The organism is Comamonas suwonensis (assembly GCF_012844455.2).
Lineage (GTDB): Bacteria > Pseudomonadota > Gammaproteobacteria > Burkholderiales > Burkholderiaceae_C > Comamonas > Comamonas suwonensis.
The window spans coordinates 65,474-82,338 of sequence record NZ_JABBCQ020000020.1 but is presented as its reverse complement, the minus strand read 5'-3'; the positions used below and the strand labels follow the sequence as shown (position 1 = coordinate 82,338).

Genomic DNA, 16,865 nt, shown 5'->3' with positions numbered 1-16,865 from the left:
GGATAAGTGATCACTTATTTCGAGTATTTTTTTGAAGACTATTAACTAGGTATAAGGCCTAATATGCATATCTAAAATCCCAATTTTTAGACACAACCTACAATAACGAAAATTTTTATATCTGAGGAAAAACATCTTGTGAGCACCCTACTCCGAAGTTGTCTAATCATTTTTTTGCTGCTGCAGTCGATGTGGGCGCAAGCGTCTCCAACGGTTTCCGTTTATTACGGCAAAGGTGCCTCCCTCAGCGAGCTCGCTTTATTTGATATCTCAGTGATTGAGTCCGAACATGGATATGACCCTGTGGCTTACCGCAAGGCTTGGCCCAGCAGCGAGCTCTATGCATACGCTTCCGTGGCAGAAGCCGGGCTTGAGCGAAAATATTTCGCAAAAATTCCCGAGGCCTGGAAAATGGCCCGCAATGGGGCTTGGAACTCCATTGTCATAGACCAGACTCCTGAGCAATGGCCCGCATTTTTTGCCGAAGAAGTGATTGCACCTCTTTGGAATAAAGGTTATCGCGGATTTTTTCTGGACACGATGGACTCATATCGTCTTGCAGAAAAATTCAATGAAGAGGATCAGCAAGCAGGTCTGGTGCGTGTCATTCAAAAGCTCAATGAACGCTTCCCCGGCATCAAGCTGATTCTGAACCGCGGCTTCGAGATTGTTCCCCGTGTGCGCGACCAGATTCAGATGGTTGCGGCCGAGTCCACTTTCCGCGGCTGGGACGCCAGCGCAAAGCGCTACATCGACATTCAACCCAAGGACCGTGAATGGCTGCTGGGCCAGCTTCAGACAATCAGCAAGCGCGACAAGCTGCCCGTTCTGTCCATTGACTATGTGCCGCCGCATGATCGCGAGGCCATGCGTGAAACTGCCAAAAAAATCAATGAATTAGGCATCATCCCCTGGGTGACCGATGCCGACTTGCGCACACTGGGCATGGGTCTTGTAGAGGCCAAGGCACGCCGCGTACTGATTCTGCACAACGGATCAGAAGCGCCAGTCCTCAACAAGACAGCCGCTCACCGCTTTCTGGAGATGCCCCTGAACTATCTGGGCTACATCGCTGACTATGCAGACATTCGCCAGAAGCTCCCAGCCAATGTGACGCGCGACCGCTATGCCGGTGTTATCACATGGTTTGACGGCTCTATCCCTGATAAAAGAATCAAAGATGTGCGCGACTGGATCAAAACCCAGAGCGTTCAGAAAATGCCGGTTCTGCTACTAAGCACATCCGGCTTCCCTATCAACAGATCTCTTCCTTTTGGTGCAAATCACACGGAAATAACTCCTGTGCATCCATTGAAAAAAGTGAAAGAGTCAAACCTTTATAACTTCGAAACAAAAGTATTAGCGCCAGATAATGATTATGAGGGCTGGACATTAACTCCTGAAATTCTGAAACAGAGCGAGGAGCTTTTGTCTTTTGACGATGCAAAAGGTAAGCATTTTGTTTCTGCTGCCGTCACACCCTGGGGTGGATTTATCCTCAACCCCTACCTCATTGAAGAAGTGCCTGGCGTTGATCAGGCCCGCTGGGTTATCAATCCATTCAGCATGCTTCAAAAAACGTTACGTCTGGCAGATTTTCCTGTCCCTGACATAACGACAGAAAACGGACGCCGTTTATTACTAGCGCATGTGGATGGCGACGCCTTTCCATCCAAGGCGGAACTTCCGGGCACCCCTTTTGCGGCAGAAGTACTCCAGCGCGAAATTCTTGAACGCTATCGGATTCCCCACACCATTTCGATTGTGGAGGCCGAACTCTCCCCCAAGGGCCTTTACCCTCAGTGGAGCCAACAGCTAGAAAACATTGCCAGGCGCATTTTTAAAATGCCGCATGTGGAAATTGCGAGCCATTCCTATTCCCACCCTTTTTATTGGGAAGAATCAAACCAGAAATCAACTGTCAGCAAGGAAGTTAACTTAAACCTCAACATTCCCGGCTACACCGTCAATCTGGACCGTGAAATCAACGGATCCATTGACTACATCCGCAAAAATCTGGCACCTCCGAACAAGCCTGTAGAGGTTTTTCTCTGGTCTGGCGACACGGCCCCCAGCGCAGAAGCTCTGGCCATCATTGATGCCGCCAACCTTCTCAACCTCAATGGTGGTGACACTTCCATTACGCGAAGCAACCCATCTCTGACTGCTGTGGGTAGCTGGGGCATCAGCAAAGGTGGGCATCTGCAGGTTTATGCACCCATCACGAACGAGAACATTTACACGAACCTTTGGCACGGTCCTTTTTACGGTTTCGAGAAAGTCACTGAAACCTTCGAGATGACGGGCGCTCCGCGCCGCCTGAAGGCCATCAATATCTACTACCACTTCTATTCGACTACCAAAGTTGCCAGTATCAAAGCCTTGCATACCGCCTATCAGTGGGCCTTGAAACAGGACAACCATCCCATCTTTGTCTCGGAGTATGTCCACAAGGCCAAGGATTACTATGAATTCGCAGTAGCCCAGAACGGAGACACGTGGATCATGCGTGGTCCAGGCCACTTGCGCACAGTGCGCCTTCCCGCTTCGCTGGGGACTCCGCTGATGAGCAGCAGTCACAACATCGCAGGCTATCAAACAGGCCCGGATGGTTACTACGCCCACATGGCTGGCGGTGCTGCCGAGATGCAGACAGTGGGCACAATTCCCAGCTCAGAGCCCGCCTACCTGGTGGATGCGAATGCCCGAATTCAAGACTGGGCAGCGCAGCCGGATGGCAGCCTGAGCTTCACTTTGCAAGGACACGTGCCTTTGGAGTGGAGTATGAAACTGCCACAGAACTGCAATCTGTCATCTGCCAAGAACGATATATCACCCGCCAAGGCTTTGGTGAATCAACCCAACATCCGCGTTTTCAGAAGCTCTCAAACCAGTGCAAAACTTGAAGTCCAATGCCGCGCGCGCCCATGAGCGCCCAACGACAGTTCCGCTATGGCTCATAGCGCTGCTCACTGTGCTGATCTGTGGCGCGCTGTGGTTGCTTTTCCCGAAGACCGATCTGGAGCGCCAGCTCGCTGACACCCGTGACGAGTCTGAGCTCTCGATGAACTATCTCATCAACTTGCTCAGAAGCGACCCGGACAACGAGCGCCTGCAAGCTTTGCTCAAGGCGAAAGAGCTGCGCCAGGTAGAGATCAAACGTGCCGCAGAAGAAGCCAGCAGGCACGCTCTTCCTCCTGCTGCCGCTGCTGCATGGAAAAAGTGGCAGGCCCTCTATACCAACTACCAGGAAGCTGAAAAGCTCAGTTCCAAATCTACGCGTCAGATCGATCTTCTGCACCCTCAGGTGCTGGAGGCGCTGCGCGCTATCCCACGCGAAGACCTCAACCAAGAGCAGGTGCTGTATCTCGCCTCATCTTCTCTGGTTCTTCGGGATATTCCATTGGCCTTGTCGCTGTACGAAGACCTGGCCCAAAGCACTGAAGACGCCTCGCAGAAATCACAGATTTATGCAGAGGCCTCGCGCCAGTTGCTGGGCTTTTCGCAGTACGACGATGCCTCCCGCTTGCTCAAAAAAGCAAGTGAGGTAACGGGTAACTCCACGCAGTCCCGTGAATACCTGCTGAACGCCATTCAAGTCCTTCAGGCCGCCAACCGCAGCAAAGATGCTCTGGCCCTGGCCGAATCCAACCTGGAGACACTGGGCAATGAGCCGTTTGTTTTGCGCAAACTCATTGAGCTTGCTCGTGCTGCAGGTCAGCCAGCGACTGCCGAAAAGTACGTCAAGCAGTTGCTCAAGATTTCGCTGCTTCAGCAATGGAATGAATTTGAGCAAGTGGCCACCGCACAGCCCGTCTTTGACGATGGCGCATGGGCGCTGCAATACACCCCAGAGGCCAGCGAAGGCTGGTCGCTGCACAAGACAGCTCTATCGAACACAGCCCCTAAGGCATCTGCGCCTGTTTTGCCATTTGATGACCAGACCTACAAGCTGGCTTACGACGTTTTTCTGGAAAATAAGAACCTAGAAGACGCACTGCGCATTGCTCAGGCTGCCGTCAAGCAATCTCCGCAAAACATCGCCTGGCGTGAGCGTCTGGCCCATGTGGCGGAATGGACCACCCACGCTCAGCTGGCACTGGATAACTGGCTATTCATTGCTCAGGCCACCCAGCGTGAAGACGCGTGGAAAGCTGTGCTGCGTCTGGCTCCCGGGCTATTTGATGACCGAGCATTGATTGCCGGCCTGCAGCATCAGCTGTCACAGCGCCCCAATGACCCGGCTTTGCTGCAATCGCTGGTCCAGACCTATGAGCGCCAAGGCAACCCACAACTGGCCATTGACTTTCTGCTGCGCCACGGAAATTCGCCACAGACACTCATCATGCTGGCGCGAGTGGCAGAGCGTACGGGCCAGAACAAGCTCGCTCTCGATACCTGGAAGCGCCTGCTGGCAGCCCCCGAGCAGCGCACCCCCGCAAATGCCATGCCGGCCGCAGCCATTGCTCTGCTGGAAGGTGAGCCGGAGATCGGCCTGCGCTGGCTGGAAGACTCCCAGTCTCTGCTTCAGCAACCCATGCAGGATGAGGCAGATTACTGGCGCTTTATGGGGAGCCTGGCACAGCGACAAAGAGATGAGCGGGTTGCCGCTCAGGCCTTTCGTAAATTGCTGGATACGCCTGATTCCGACATCAGCGACTATGACGGTCTCATCAGCATCTTGCTGCACAGAGACCGCAACGAGGCAGCTCAGCTTTCGCTTCGCGCCTGGGAGAGATTCCAGTCACTGCGTCACCTAACTCAGGCCTTTTATCTACTGGAAGAAAGTGGCAACTCTTCTCAGGTTGGCAAGCATTTAAAGCAGGCACTGGCCTCGCCGGATATCGCTACGCGTCTGAAAAGACAGCCGACCTTCTACCATGTGCTTGGCATGTACTACGAGCGTACACGCAGCCCTGAGAAAGCACGCGAGGCCTTCCTCAGCGGCCTGGCATTAATGCCTGATTCGCTGCAACTGCGGCAGTCACTGCTATGGCTTTTGATTGATACGCAAAACACAGTGGAACTGAAGAACCTGCTGGCACGCGTGGAAGAGTCATGGGCCAAAGACGCTGAGATGCATGGCGCACTGGCTGCAGCCAATCAAAATCTATCGCGCTCTGCTGTGGCGTTAAACCGCTATCTTCGCCCACATCTCCAAGACAACAGCGAAGACTTTCTGTGGATGATGGGCTACGCCGATGCTCTGGAGCAGAACCAGCAAGCCGATCTGGCCTGGCGCTTGCGCCGTGACCTCTGGCTCAAGCAAACACCTTCGACCCAGAAAAAGCGCTCGGCACAAGAGTGGCTGACTCCCGAAGGGCTGGACAAGGTTCAGAGGCAAGCCCGTACCCGCCTCATGCTCAACCGCTCATACGGCGACGATGAGCTGGCCATCATGCGCGAGCTGATGCGCCAGGATCTGAAGTCCTCCAAGACCCGCGAATACTCCACCGAAGCGGCTGAACTGGCCATCGCCTGGTTGCAGGACAAAGGTGAATACGCAGCTGAGCGCGGCTATCTCTGGCAGCAATATGCACGCAATCGCAGCAAGAAGCGCAATGCGCCCATCTGGGCACAGATCACCACCGCCATTGCAGAAAAGGACACCGCTCAAGTCGGTGCACTGCTGGAGCGGTATGACGACAAGTTGCCTCGCCACGATTACCTAGCATCTGCCGTCATGGTCGGGGATGTGCGCCTTGCGCAAACCGTAGGCTTTGAGACTCTGAACAACCAGCCTACTGACGATGATTTGCATACATCTCTCACAGAGCAGTTGCTGGCCGTCAGCCATTTCGCGGAGTACAGCCAGTCTCAGCGCTACTTGAGCGGCATTGATGAAACTGAGCAGAAGCTGAGCTGGTACCACCCGCTCAACTCACGCTGGGCCATTGAAATTGATGCCGATTACACAAGGCGCACTTCCAACAACAGCAGTTTTGTAAGCCGTCCTTCCTCAGAGCGAGGCATGGGGCTACGCCTGCGCCGTGTGTCGCAAAGTGGCAGCACCGATTTGCTGATCGGTGAGCGCCGAAGCCTGGACACCTACAACCCCATGCAGCTGACGCACAGCCAATCTGTGGGTAATCGCTGGTCCATTCAAGGCTCCCTGGGTACTGAGCTGAGCATGCAAGACACCCTGGCCATGCGCATGGGCGGCATGAAAGACAGAGCGGCTCTGGGCGCGACCTACCAGATATCCCGCCAAGACAGGGTGGGTCTGGAAATGGCTGGCGAGCGCTATTTTGTGCAGACCGGGGGGGGGCGCATAGGCTCCGGCCAGCACGCTACCCTGCAGTACACCCACACCTATCGCAGCGAAGCACCGAGCCTGGAGTTTGGTGCCTTTACGTCATGGCACAGCTACAGCCGCATGAGCCCATCCGCTCTCAATGGCCGTAATGCAGAAATTCTGCGTTACCTGCCAGCAGGAAGCAGCGCAAGTTCTGACTACCTGCTGCCCGGAAGCTTCCGTTTCTCTGGCGTTCAAGTCTCCACCAACATGCGCTATGCGCAGGACTACACACGACGCTTGCAACCCTTTGCCAGCCTTGCGCTGACGAATCACAGCCTGAATGGATCTGGCTATGAAGCACGCATCGGTTTCGCCGGAAACATTCTGGGTCCAGACCATCTGATGCTAGGTTTCAATCTTTCCAAAACAGGACTCACCAACACCGGCATCAACCGTGAGTTGCTGCTCACCTACCGACTTCACTATTAAGCCTTCAAGGAACCGCTATGAACATCCAAAACACTTTCACATCGCGCATTCGCCTGATCGCCGGCGCAGGTCTGCTGAGCCTGCTAGCTGCCTGCTCCACCGTTGACCGCGCTCCTTCGCCTGAACTGGCCAAAGATGCATCGTGGGCAGTGCTCCCCTTCGAGAACCACACTGAAACACCCATGGCTGGCAGCCGTGCAGAGAGCATTGCCACCGCTATCTTACAAACGCGCGGTGTGAACTCCGTCAAGCGCTATACGGGCGACGCCCAGCAGGACGCCTTGTTTGATGGCCAAAACGGCAAGCGCCGTGAAGATGCCTTGAGCTGGGCTCGCGAAGAAGGCGTGCGCTACGCACTGCTGGGCTCTGTCGAAGAGTGGCGCTACAAGGTGGGCGTGGACGGTGAACCTGCTGTTGGCGTTGCGCTGGAAATCGTGGATGTCAGCGAAGGCAAAACCGTGTGGAGCGGCACTGGCGCCAAGAGCGGCTGGAGCCGTGAATCGCTGGCAGCTGTTGGCCAGAAGCTGATCCGAAATCTGCTCGACACCGGCATCGCCAAAGCACGCTAAGAATCGGTTGAATCAGGACAGCAGACTATGCATTCTCAAGAAATACCTGTAGCCCCCAAGGCTGCCGGCTCAGTACAAAGAAACCGATCCTCCGATGAATTCAAAGGCTCTCCACTTGGCAAGCTCACGGTAGCCAGCGAGAAGCCCTGGGTCATCGTTGCCGAAACTGTCCTGGTTCCCGCATTCGCCCTGCTCTTGGGCTATCTCGTGAATCGTCCGGATCCTTTGTGGATTAATGCGGATTTTCCATGGGCCTGGTTTGCGCCCATGATGATTGCTTTGCGCTACGGCCCCATTGCAGGCCTTTTCTCGGCAGGCGTTCTCCTGCTGGGATGGACTGGTTTTAATCGGCAGGATTTCAGTCAATTCCCGCAGCAGTATTTTCTCGGCGGTCTGATCATGGTCATGATCGTCGGCGAGGTATCCAGCGTCTGGCGCACCCACCTACGCAGAGCGCGCACGGCCCGCCATTATCAGGATCAACGCATGGAGCAGCTCGTTCGCCAGCACTATCTGCTGCGCCTGTCGCATGACCAACTGGAGCAGCAATTGATTGGTCAGCCTGTCTCCATGCGCGATGCACTGCACCAGCTACGCGACCTCAAAGGCACGACCAGTGATGCGCAGACACTGCTGAACCTGCTCTCCCAGTTTTGCCAGATCAATGTGGCGAGCATTGTGCCGTTTCACAACGGTAACCTGAGCGATCAATCCATCGCTCAAATTGGCGGTGCCCGCTCCATCAATCTGGATGATGCACTGGTTCAGCAAGCGCTCGCCACACGATCGCTGTGCCACATCTCTCGCAGCTTGAAAGATGGTCAGAACACCAGCTATGTCGTTGCAGCGCCCATGCTTGATCTCTCGGATGAGATGTATGGCATGCTGATCGTGGAAGAGATGCCCTTCTTTGCACTGCAAGAAGAGACTTTGCAAACCATCAACCTTTTGCTGGGCGACTACACCGACAGCATTGCGGCCAACAATCTGGCTCAGCCCTTGCTGCAGGCGCACCCAGAATGCCCGCCCCAGTTTGCCTTCGAGCTGCAGCGCATGGAGCATGTGCTCAAGTCGAGCCAGCTGCCCAGCATCGTCCTGGCACTACAGCTCTCGCCCAAAGCCATCGCGTCGGACATGCCTCAGTTCATCATGCGCATGGAACGCATGCTGGATCAATCCTGGCTCTTTGAGGGCAGCGAAAAATCCGTGCTGGCCATCCTCATGCCTCTCGGCTCCTCCGCTTCCAGCGAAGGCTTTCTGAACCGCCTCTCAGCCCGACTCGAGCAGCGAGGTCTTCACTCTATCGAAGAGGCCGGGATTGTTCCCCACACTCTCTCGATTCAGAAAAATGGGGCCATGAGTGTGCTTGATGAGATTGTCAGAATCGCCCATGCCTAACATCCAGTTTTTCATCTCGGCCGTACTGATTGAGATCCTTGCATGGGGCAGCCTGCATCTACTCAATGAGCATGCAGACAGTGCACTGATGACCTACTTCATCGTGCACGCAGTAGCCAGCATTCTGCTGGCACTCAGCCTGCGCCCCTTGTTCCTCCCATCACATCGACTGCGCGAACACCGATTGGGCTTGCTGGGCCTTGTTGCCCTGGTGTCATTCACCATCCCCATTGCAGGAGCGGTAGGCTGCCTTGTCGCAACGTTCGCCCTTTATCGCTACCGTAATCAGGATGCATTCACTCGATTCCCTTCGGTGACTTTGCCGGAGTTTGATCAGTACCAATCCAGCAGCAACAGCCGCAGACCGCTAGGTCTGAAAACGTTTTTGTCCAATCAAAGTGTTCCAACACCTTCGCGCATGCGCGCCATGGTGGCGTTGAGCAATGTCTCCGGCCGGCTCGCGTCACCTATGCTGCGAACCGCGCTCAGCGACTCCAACGATGACTTGCGCCTGCTCGCATACAGCATGCTGGACAACAAAGAGCAACAGATCAGCCAGGCGATTCACGATGCGCAGCAATCTCTGGAGCACGCACATAAAAACGAAGGCAGCTCTCCACCCGGCCCTCAAGGCATTCAGGCTGCCTGGGCTCTTTCAGATCTTTACTGGGAAATGATTTACCAAGGCATCGCTCAAAGCGATGTCCGTGAGCACGCAATTGCCCAGTCTCTGCATTACTGCCTTGCCGTTCTGCAAGAGCAGCCCGACAACGCCTTGCTCACCTTGCGCAAAGGCCGGTTGATGCAGCTGCGCAAAGACTACCAACAGGCACAAGAAGCCTACGAAGCAGCGCTTGAGCAAGGGCAGCCTGCAGCTCGCGTCATTCCCTATCTGGCTGAGATTTATTTTCTGCAGCACGACTACTCAAAAACTCAGCGACTCATGCAAATGCTTGACTCCGCTCAAGCCCCGCCCAGCCTGCGACCCTGCATGAAGTATTGGAGTGCTGCATGACCACCCCTATCCCAAAAGCCCAGCAAGCCGATATTGCGCTGCTGCTGGAAGGCACGTACCCATATGTCAGCGGCGGCGTCTCCAGTTGGGTGCAGCAAATTTTGCATGCTTACCCGCAATACAAGTTCGCCATCGTTTTCCTGGGCAGCAAGCGTGAAGACTATGCAGAATTTCGCTACACGATGCCTGCCAATGTCGTGCATTTCCAGGAACACTTTCTCTACGACGATCTGAGCAGCCCGGAAGAGCCGATGCCTGTCAAAGGTAATCCGCAAGATTTCGAAAAAATCAAAAAATTTCTGAGATCTCTTGAGACCTATGATGAATCGCCAGAAGCCAGGCAAACAATCCTGGCTGAAATTCTGGCTATCACGCAAGCAATCCGCTCCAATGGCGGCATTCCTCTGGACGATTTTCTGCACAGCGAAGAAGCCTGGAACCTGATCCGGGACAGCTACCGGCGCCACTGCACTGATCCGTCCTTTGTCGACTTTTTCTGGACTGTGCGCATCATGTTCAAGCCCCTGTGGCTGCTTTCGGAAATTGCCGAAAACCTGATTCCCGTGCGTATTCTGCATACCGTGTCCACCGGCTACGCTGGCTTTCTGGGGGGGCTTCTGCACCACCAGCGCCAGCTGCCTCTGATTCTTTCCGAGCACGGCATCTACACCAAAGAGCGACAGATCGACTTACTGAAAAGCTCCTGGATTCGGGACAACCGAAACCTCTTTCAGCGCGACCCCATGGAAGTCTCTTTCTTCCGCCAGATGTGGATTCAGTTCTTTGAATGGATGGGCCGCTTTTGCTACAACGCAGCCAACCCCATCATTGCACTCTACGAAACCAACCGCCTGCGCCAGATCAGTGATGGAGCCGAAGCCGAGCGCACACGCAACGTACCCAACGGCATACGCCTTGAACGCTTTGTGCCCTTGCGCAGCATGCGAACCGAGGCAATACCGCCTGTGCTGTGCCTGATCGGCCGGGTCGTTCCCATCAAGGACATCAAGACCTTTATCCGCTCCATGCGCCGCATCGTGAACAAGCTGCCTCAGGCTCAGGCCTGGATTGCAGGCCCGACCGATGAAGATCCCAGCTATGTGCAGGAATGCAAAAACCTGGTTGCCAGCCTCAGTTTGCAAAATCACGTCAAGTTTCTGGGCATGCAGCGCATTGAAGATCTGATGCCTCTCGTGGGCCTTGTCGTTCTGTCTTCCGTCAGTGAGGCACTTCCTCTTGTCATCCTTGAGGCTCAGGCCTCTGGCGTCCCCGTGGTCAGCACCGATGTGGGCTCCTGCAGTCAGCTGATCAACGGCCTTGACGAAGCCGACCAGGCTTTGGGCAGCTGCGGCCGCATTGTTGGCATTGCCAACCCTGAAGCACTGGCCGATGCATCGCTGGAGCTGCTGACAGCCCCTCAGAAATGGCAGGAAGCCAGCGCTGCAGGCATTGCGCGCGTAGAGCGCTATTACACCGACGACTTGCTCTTTGAGCGTTATCGCCAGATTTACGACAACGCACTTGACTCCTCCAAGGAGGCCCGCTAATGGCTGGTATTGGATTTGAACTGCGCCACATGCTGCGCAAAAACACGCTGACCAGCGTGCTGCAGGCCTATGCATACGCCGGCGTGATTGGCTCTGGCCCCTGGGTTTTTTCCATCATCGGCATCTTGCTGGTCGGTGTCTTCAGCGTCGGCGTGATTGCACCACCGCTGCTTGTCACTCAGTTTCAGACCTCAGTCACCTATCTGGTGGCTTTCAGTCTGATTCTGACGGGCCCGGCTCAGCTGGCGTTTACACGCTTTATCTCGGACCGACTCTTTCTCAAACAAGACAGTGCCGTTCTGCCCAACCTGCACGGACTGCTGCTGGTGATTGTGGCGCTTGCGGCCATGCTCGGCGGCATTACGCTGTTCACCTTGCTGCCTGAAGAAAGCTCTCTGTACCGCATCCTGATGCTGGCAGGCTTTACCTTGATGTGCATGGTCTGGACCATGGCCGTGCTGCTCTCGGGCCTCAAGCAATATCAGGCCATCACGGCGCTGTTCAGCTTCTGCTATGCGCTGATCGTGGCGCTGTCCCTGCCGCTGCGTCACTGGGGTCTGGAAGGTCTTCTGCTGAGCTTTATCTGCGGTCATGCCTTGCTGGTGGCCGGCATGTGGTCGCTTATTCTGAAAAGCTTCCCTCTGCCAGAGCGCTGGATCTCATTCGATTTCAGCAAGCGCTCGATGATCTTTCCCTCGCTGCTTGCCATTGGTCTGCTCTACAACATGGCGATCTGGATGGACAAGATCATGTTCTGGTATTTTTTACCGACATCCCAGCCCATCATTGGCGGCCTGCGCGCCTCGTTGATTTACGACATTCCGGTCTTCCTCTCCTACCTCTCCATCATCCCGGGTATGGCCGTATTTCTGGTGCGCATTGAGACGGATTTTGTGGAGTACTACGATAAGTTTTTCAACGCCGTACGCGAAGGCGGCTCTCTTGAGTTCATCGAGTCCATGCGCAATGAAATGGTTTACTCCATTCAGACGGGCCTGAGTGAAATTGCCAAGATTCAGACCATTGCCGTTCTGGTGACTTTTGTCGCTGGGCCGTCCGTGCTTGAGCTGCTGGGAATTTCTCAGCTTTACCTGCCACTATTGCATGTTCAGGTGGTCGGTACTGGGCTGCAGGTCGGCGTCATGGCCGTGCTGAATATCTTCTTCTACCTCAATGAACGCCGCATCATTTTGATGCTCTGCACCTTAATGCTGGTACTCAATATCGCGTTCACCGCTGTTTCTCTGGCACTTGGCGCTGCCTTCTACGGCTATGGCTTCACGCTCGCCATGCTGGTGACGCTGTGTGTGGGTCTGGTATGCCTCACACGCTCCATGGACCGACTGGAATACAGAACCTTCATGCTGCAATAAAGGTGGCATAAAAAAGCCCTTGGCCCGGTGCATATTGCACAGACCAAGGGCTTTTTAATTTCAAAGAGGTATCAGTAGCTCTTCAGCGTTTGTGCAGCCTGCCAGCGCTGGCCGGGCGCCACAACCACGACGGCATCAATGGCCGCGGCTTCTACACACAGCATGTGCTGCCAGCTATCTGCTTCCATGTCTTTAAGCGTGGCGCAGAGCACGGGGCCAGGGTTCCAGACCACGGTTTCACGCCAAAGCTCATCTTGCGCAATCTCCAGCCATGGCTGGCCTGCGGCCTGCAGCTGCAAAGCATCAGCCGCACGGGGATAGACGCGATCGGTCTCAGCGCCAAAGCGCACTTCGCCTTGCTGCGTGATGTGGGTATCAGGCACTGCCGCTGCGGCATCCCAGTAGGTCAGGCCTTGCAGGCCGTGCAAACTGGCTTGCGCAACCTGCGGCACACGCAGGTAGCTGTGCAGAGCTGCGGTAAAAGGCAAATCTTGCTGACCACGGTTATGCACAGCCAGCTGCACGCTTAGCGAGCCGGGCTTGAGCTGCACCGTCAGCAGCGCTTCAAAGGCATGCGGCCAGACGGCTCGTGACTCTTCGCTGTCCTTCAGCCGCAAGGTGAGCTGAACGCCGTCCTCGCTCCAGGGCAAGGCAGCATCGGCCGACCAGTGGGAGACCCGCCCAAAGCCATGCTTGACCAAGGGGCCACGCTGGTTGAACTGGGGAAAGCAGACGGGAATGCCGCCGCGAATGGCGGTCTGCCCGTCATGCACCGCCTTGGGGCTGAGGAACAAGCGCTCCTCGCCACGGCTCACCCATGACAGCACCTGTGCACCTTGCAAGCTGACCAGGGCAGAATCGCCTTGAGTCAGCTTTAAAGCGATAGCAGGCAGCCCTTGCCAGTCAACGGCTTGGGCCTGAAAAGTCACATCAGTCACCCGCCAGCTCGTCAGCACGCTCTTGACCTGCAGCGAAGTCCAGATCGCCGGTATAGATGGCGCGACCGCAGATCACGCCTTCGACGCCTTCGCTCTCTACCGCGCACAAGGCTTCGATGTCGGCCATGCCCGCCAGACCGCCCGAGGCGATGACGGGAATCTTCAGCGACTGGGCCAGCTTGACGGTAGCGTCCACGTTGATGCCGGTCAGCATGCCGTCGCGGCCGATGTCGGTGTAGATGATGGATTCCACACCCCAGCCTTCAAAGCGCTTGGCGGTTTCAATCACATCCTGGCCCGTGAGCTTGCTCCAGCCGTCGATGGCGACCTTGCCATCCTTGGCATCCAGACCCACGATGATGTGGCCGGGGAATGCGCTGCAGGCGTCTTGCAGAAAGCCGGGGTTCTTCACGGCAGCCGTGCCGATGATGAGGTATTCGATGCCCAGATCGATGTAGCGCTCAATCGTGTCCAGATCACGAATGCCGCCGCCCAGTTGCACGGGGATCTCCCCGTTCACCGCCTTGAGAATGCTCTTGATGGCACCCAGATTCTTGGGCTGGCCCGCAAAAGCGCCATTCAAGTCCACTAGGTGCAAACGACGTGCACCGGCTTCAAGCCACTTGGTGGCCATGGCAGCGGGGTCTTCGCCGAAGGTAGTGGACTGGTCCATATCACCCTGAATGAGGCGAACGCAGTGGCCGTCCTTGAGGTCGATAGCGGGGATGAGCAACATGATGGTGGTCTGCTAGCAAAGATGGCCGTCTGAGTTGGCCAGTGCATAAAGAAAAAACTTCAGGGCTTCCAGCCCAGGAAGTTGCGGAACAACGCCAGCCCCTGATCCGAGCTTTTCTCGGGATGGAACTGGGTTGCGAAAATATTATCGCGTGCAACGGCACATGCAAAGAGGCCGCCGTAATCTGTCTCGGCGGCGCAATGCGCGCCTTGTTGCACCTGCGCATAAAAGCTGTGCACAAAGTAGTAGAAGCTGCCATCAGGAATGCCTGCCCACAGCACATGGGGCTGGCCGCCCTGCAGCTTTTGCGACACCTGGTTCCAGCCCATCTGCGGCACCTTGAAGCGGCTGCCATCGGCCTGCATACGTCCTGCCAGGTCGAACTTGCGCACATTGCCGGGGATCAGGCCCAGCCCCGGCACATTGCCTTCATCGCTGTGATCCAGCAGCATCTGCATACCCACGCACACGCCAAACAGCGGTTTGTTGGCTGCTGCATCCAGCACGGCAGGTTGCAGGCCGGACTCGCGCAGCTCACGCATGCAGTCGGGCATGGCACCCTGACCGGGCAGCACCACGCGGTTAGCGGCGTAGACCACATCAGGGTCGGCTGTGACGACCACATCCCAGCCGGTATCGGCAGCGGCCGTGCGCACCGCCTGCGAGACCGAGCGCAGATTGCCCATGCCGTAATCGACGACTGCCACGGTGTTGTTCTTCAAATTCATAGCATTTACCGCTTGTGAATATTAGCGTTCAACATGGTTTGATACTTAAATCCATATTGAACAGGCGCTAGCCGCTCTTGTTTACAGAGCACCCTTGGTCGATGGAATCACGCCCGCCATGCGCTCATCATGCTCCAGCGCAAAGCGCACGGCGCGGGCGAAAGCCTTGAAGATGGTCTCGCACTGGTGATGGGCGTTGAAGCCCTTCAAATTATCGATGTGCAGCGTAACGCCAGCGTGGTTCACAAAGCCCTGGAAAAACTCATACACCAGCTGTGTGTCGAGCTGGCCAATGCTGCCGGAGGTGAACTTCACATCCATGTGCAGACTGGGGCGACCCGAGAAGTCGATCACCACGCGCGAGAGCGCCTCGTCCAGAGGTACATAGGCGTGGCCGTAGCGGCGAATGCCTTTTTTGTCGCCAATGGCCTTGGCAAAAGCCTGGCCCAGCGTGATGCCGATGTCTTCCACCGTGTGGTGGCCGTCGATGTGCAGGTCGCCCGCGCATTCGATGTCCATATCGATCAGGCCGTGGCGAGCAATCTGATCCAGCATGTGGTCGAGAAAGCCGATGCCCGAGTTCAGGCTAGCCTTGCCTGTGCCGTCGAGGTTGACGCGCACCGCCACGCGAGTTTCCGCCGTGTTGCGGGTGACTTCTGCCGTGCGGGGCAGCGGCGCTGCGGTGGAGGGAACGATATTGCTCACAGGGATTCCTTCAATGCCGCCAACATCTGGGCGTTTTCTTCGCGGGTGCCTACGGTCAGGCGCAGGCAGTTATTCAGAAGAGGGTGCATGGCCGATACGTTTTTGACCAGCACGCCGCGTTGTTTCATCTCGGTTTGCGCTTTACCGGCATCAGCCACGCGCAGCAGCACCATATTGGCTTCAGACGGCCAGACTTTTTCTACCCCCTTGATAGCGACCAGTGCATCAATCAGCGGCTGGCGCTCGGCACGAATGGCGGCGGCCTGTTCGGCGTACAGCGATTCATGCTCCAGCGCAAAAATCGCCGTTTCGCAGTTCAGCACGCTGATGTTGTAGGGAGGGCGCACCTTGTCCAGCTCGTTGACGATGGCGGATGGACCAATCAGATAACCCAGGCGCGCACCGGCCAGACCAAACTTGCTCAGCGTGCGCATCAGCAGCACATGGGCGTTGCGTGCGGGGTCGGCCTGCATGCGGGTGACCCAGCTGCGGCTGGCGAAGGGCTGGTAGGCCTCATCCATGATGACCAAACCGCCAATCTGCGCGACGGCATCAATCACGGCCTGCACCTTGTCCTCGGCCCACAGCGTGGCCGTGGGGTTGTTGGGGTAGGCAATGTAGGTGATAGCGGGCTGGTGCTCGGCAATGGCGGCCTGCATGGCGGGCACATCAAGGTCGAAGTCTTCGGTCAGCTGCACGCCGACAAAATCAAGGCCCTGCAGCTTGGCAGACAGCGGATACATCACAAAGCCGGGCATGGGTGCCAGCATCTTGGCTCTCGCATCGCTGCAAGGCTGGGCCGTGGCCAACGCCAGCAAGGTAATGATTTCGTCTGAGCCGTTGCCCAGCAGCACCGAGGTCCCTGCAGGCGCGCCGGCGTAATCGGCCAGCATTTTTTTCAGCACTTCCTGGCGCTCGCCGGGGTAGCGGTTGATTTCGAGTGCGCCCAGATGCTCGCCCAGCTTCTTCTGCAGCGGAAGCGGCAGACGGTAGGGGTTCTCCATCGTGTCCATCTTCAGCAGGCCTTGCGCGGGCTGAATGTGGTAGCCCTGCATGGCGCGCACATCGGCGCGAATGCGTTGAAGGGCCTTGGATTGGATGTCTTGAGCAGTCATGGTTTCACTCTTTC

At 56.3% G+C, this 16,865-nt stretch carries 12 protein-coding genes; 7 read left to right on the top strand and 5 right to left on the bottom strand.

Annotation, left to right across the window (positions count from 1 at the left end; all coding sequences use genetic code 11):
* Positions 1–138 precede the first annotated feature (138 nt).
* The 7 genes from HF327_RS19190 to pelG are packed head-to-tail and all read left to right on the top strand — an operon-like array spanning position 139 to position 12,629.
* Positions 139–2,931, top strand: a complete 2,793-nt coding sequence (locus tag HF327_RS19190; protein WP_198461973.1) for a bifunctional glycoside hydrolase 114/ polysaccharide deacetylase family protein — start codon at positions 139–141, stop codon at positions 2,929–2,931.
* A complete protein-coding gene (locus HF327_RS19185) occupies positions 2,894–6,727 on the top strand; it encodes a tetratricopeptide repeat protein (RefSeq protein WP_198461972.1) in 3,834 nt (1,277 codons plus the stop codon). The genes HF327_RS19190 and HF327_RS19185 overlap by 38 nt, the downstream gene beginning before the upstream one ends.
* 17 nt (positions 6,728–6,744) lie before the next feature.
* Positions 6,745–7,296 (top strand): penicillin-binding protein activator LpoB, encoded by a 552-nt coding sequence (locus HF327_RS19180; RefSeq protein ID WP_198461971.1) that lies wholly within the window; start codon positions 6,745–6,747, stop codon positions 7,294–7,296.
* Positions 7,297–7,323: 27 nt separating this feature from the next.
* Positions 7,324–8,694 carry a PelD GGDEF domain-containing protein gene (locus HF327_RS19175; protein WP_198461970.1) on the top strand — a complete coding sequence of 457 codons (1,371 nt, stop codon included), beginning with the start codon at positions 7,324–7,326 and terminating at the stop codon, positions 8,692–8,694.
* The gene (locus HF327_RS19170) at positions 8,687–9,709 is read left to right on the top strand and encodes a tetratricopeptide repeat protein (protein ID WP_198461969.1); all 1,023 of its coding nucleotides are present in this window, start codon (positions 8,687–8,689) and stop codon (positions 9,707–9,709) included. Before HF327_RS19175 ends, HF327_RS19170 begins: the two co-directional genes overlap by 8 nt.
* A complete protein-coding gene (gene pelF / locus HF327_RS19165) occupies positions 9,706–11,256 on the top strand; it encodes a GT4 family glycosyltransferase PelF (RefSeq protein ID WP_198461968.1) in 1,551 nt (516 codons plus the stop codon). The genes HF327_RS19170 and pelF overlap by 4 nt, the downstream gene beginning before the upstream one ends.
* Positions 11,256–12,629 (top strand): exopolysaccharide Pel transporter PelG, encoded by a 1,374-nt coding sequence (gene pelG, locus HF327_RS19160; protein WP_198461966.1) that lies wholly within the window; start codon positions 11,256–11,258, stop codon positions 12,627–12,629. The genes pelF and pelG overlap by 1 nt, the downstream gene beginning before the upstream one ends.
* Before the next feature lie 71 nt (positions 12,630–12,700).
* Here pelG and HF327_RS19155 read toward each other — a convergent pair whose 3' ends face one another.
* The 5 genes from HF327_RS19155 to hisC all read right to left on the bottom strand — a co-directional run bounded on the left by HF327_RS19155 (position 12,701) and on the right by hisC (position 16,851).
* The gene (locus HF327_RS19155) at positions 12,701–13,567 is read right to left on the bottom strand and encodes a D-hexose-6-phosphate mutarotase (RefSeq protein ID WP_198461964.1); all 867 of its coding nucleotides are present in this window, start codon (positions 13,565–13,567) and stop codon (positions 12,701–12,703) included.
* The gene (hisA, locus tag HF327_RS19150) at positions 13,560–14,303 is read right to left on the bottom strand and encodes a 1-(5-phosphoribosyl)-5-[(5-phosphoribosylamino)methylideneamino]imidazole-4-carboxamide isomerase (protein WP_198461962.1); all 744 of its coding nucleotides are present in this window, start codon (positions 14,301–14,303) and stop codon (positions 13,560–13,562) included. The genes HF327_RS19155 and hisA overlap by 8 nt, the downstream gene beginning before the upstream one ends.
* Positions 14,304–14,362: 59 nt before the next feature.
* Positions 14,363–15,031, bottom strand: a complete 669-nt coding sequence (gene hisH, locus HF327_RS19145) for an imidazole glycerol phosphate synthase subunit HisH (RefSeq protein ID WP_198461961.1) — start codon at positions 15,029–15,031, stop codon at positions 14,363–14,365.
* Positions 15,032–15,112: 81 nt separating this feature from the next.
* The gene (gene hisB, locus HF327_RS19140) at positions 15,113–15,736 is read right to left on the bottom strand and encodes an imidazoleglycerol-phosphate dehydratase HisB (protein WP_407927055.1); all 624 of its coding nucleotides are present in this window, start codon (positions 15,734–15,736) and stop codon (positions 15,113–15,115) included.
* Positions 15,733–16,851: a histidinol-phosphate transaminase gene (gene hisC / locus HF327_RS19135; protein WP_198461959.1), complete on the bottom strand. Its 1,119-nt coding sequence runs from the start codon at positions 16,849–16,851 to the stop codon at positions 15,733–15,735. Before hisC ends, hisB begins: the two co-directional genes overlap by 4 nt.
* Positions 16,852–16,865 lie beyond the last annotated feature (14 nt).

Bases quoted from the DNA above. Each gene is read 5' to 3' on its own strand.
- HF327_RS19175 (WP_198461970.1), top strand. From the start codon at position 7,324: ATGCATTCTCAAGAAATACCTGTAGCCCCCAAGGCTGCCGGCTCAGTA.
- pelG (WP_198461966.1), top strand. From the start codon at position 11,256: ATGGCTGGTATTGGATTTGAACTGCGCCACATGCTGCGCAAAAACACG.
- hisC (WP_198461959.1), bottom strand. From the start codon at position 16,851: ATGACTGCTCAAGACATCCAATCCAAGGCCCTTCAACGCATTCGCGCC.
- HF327_RS19170 (WP_198461969.1), top strand. From the start codon at position 8,687: ATGCCTAACATCCAGTTTTTCATCTCGGCCGTACTGATTGAGATCCTT.
- hisA (WP_198461962.1), bottom strand. From the start codon at position 14,303: ATGTTGCTCATCCCCGCTATCGACCTCAAGGACGGCCACTGCGTTCGC.
- HF327_RS19180 (WP_198461971.1), top strand. From the start codon at position 6,745: ATGAACATCCAAAACACTTTCACATCGCGCATTCGCCTGATCGCCGGC.
- pelF (WP_198461968.1), top strand. From the start codon at position 9,706: ATGACCACCCCTATCCCAAAAGCCCAGCAAGCCGATATTGCGCTGCTG.
- hisH (WP_198461961.1), bottom strand. From the start codon at position 15,031: ATGAATTTGAAGAACAACACCGTGGCAGTCGTCGATTACGGCATGGGC.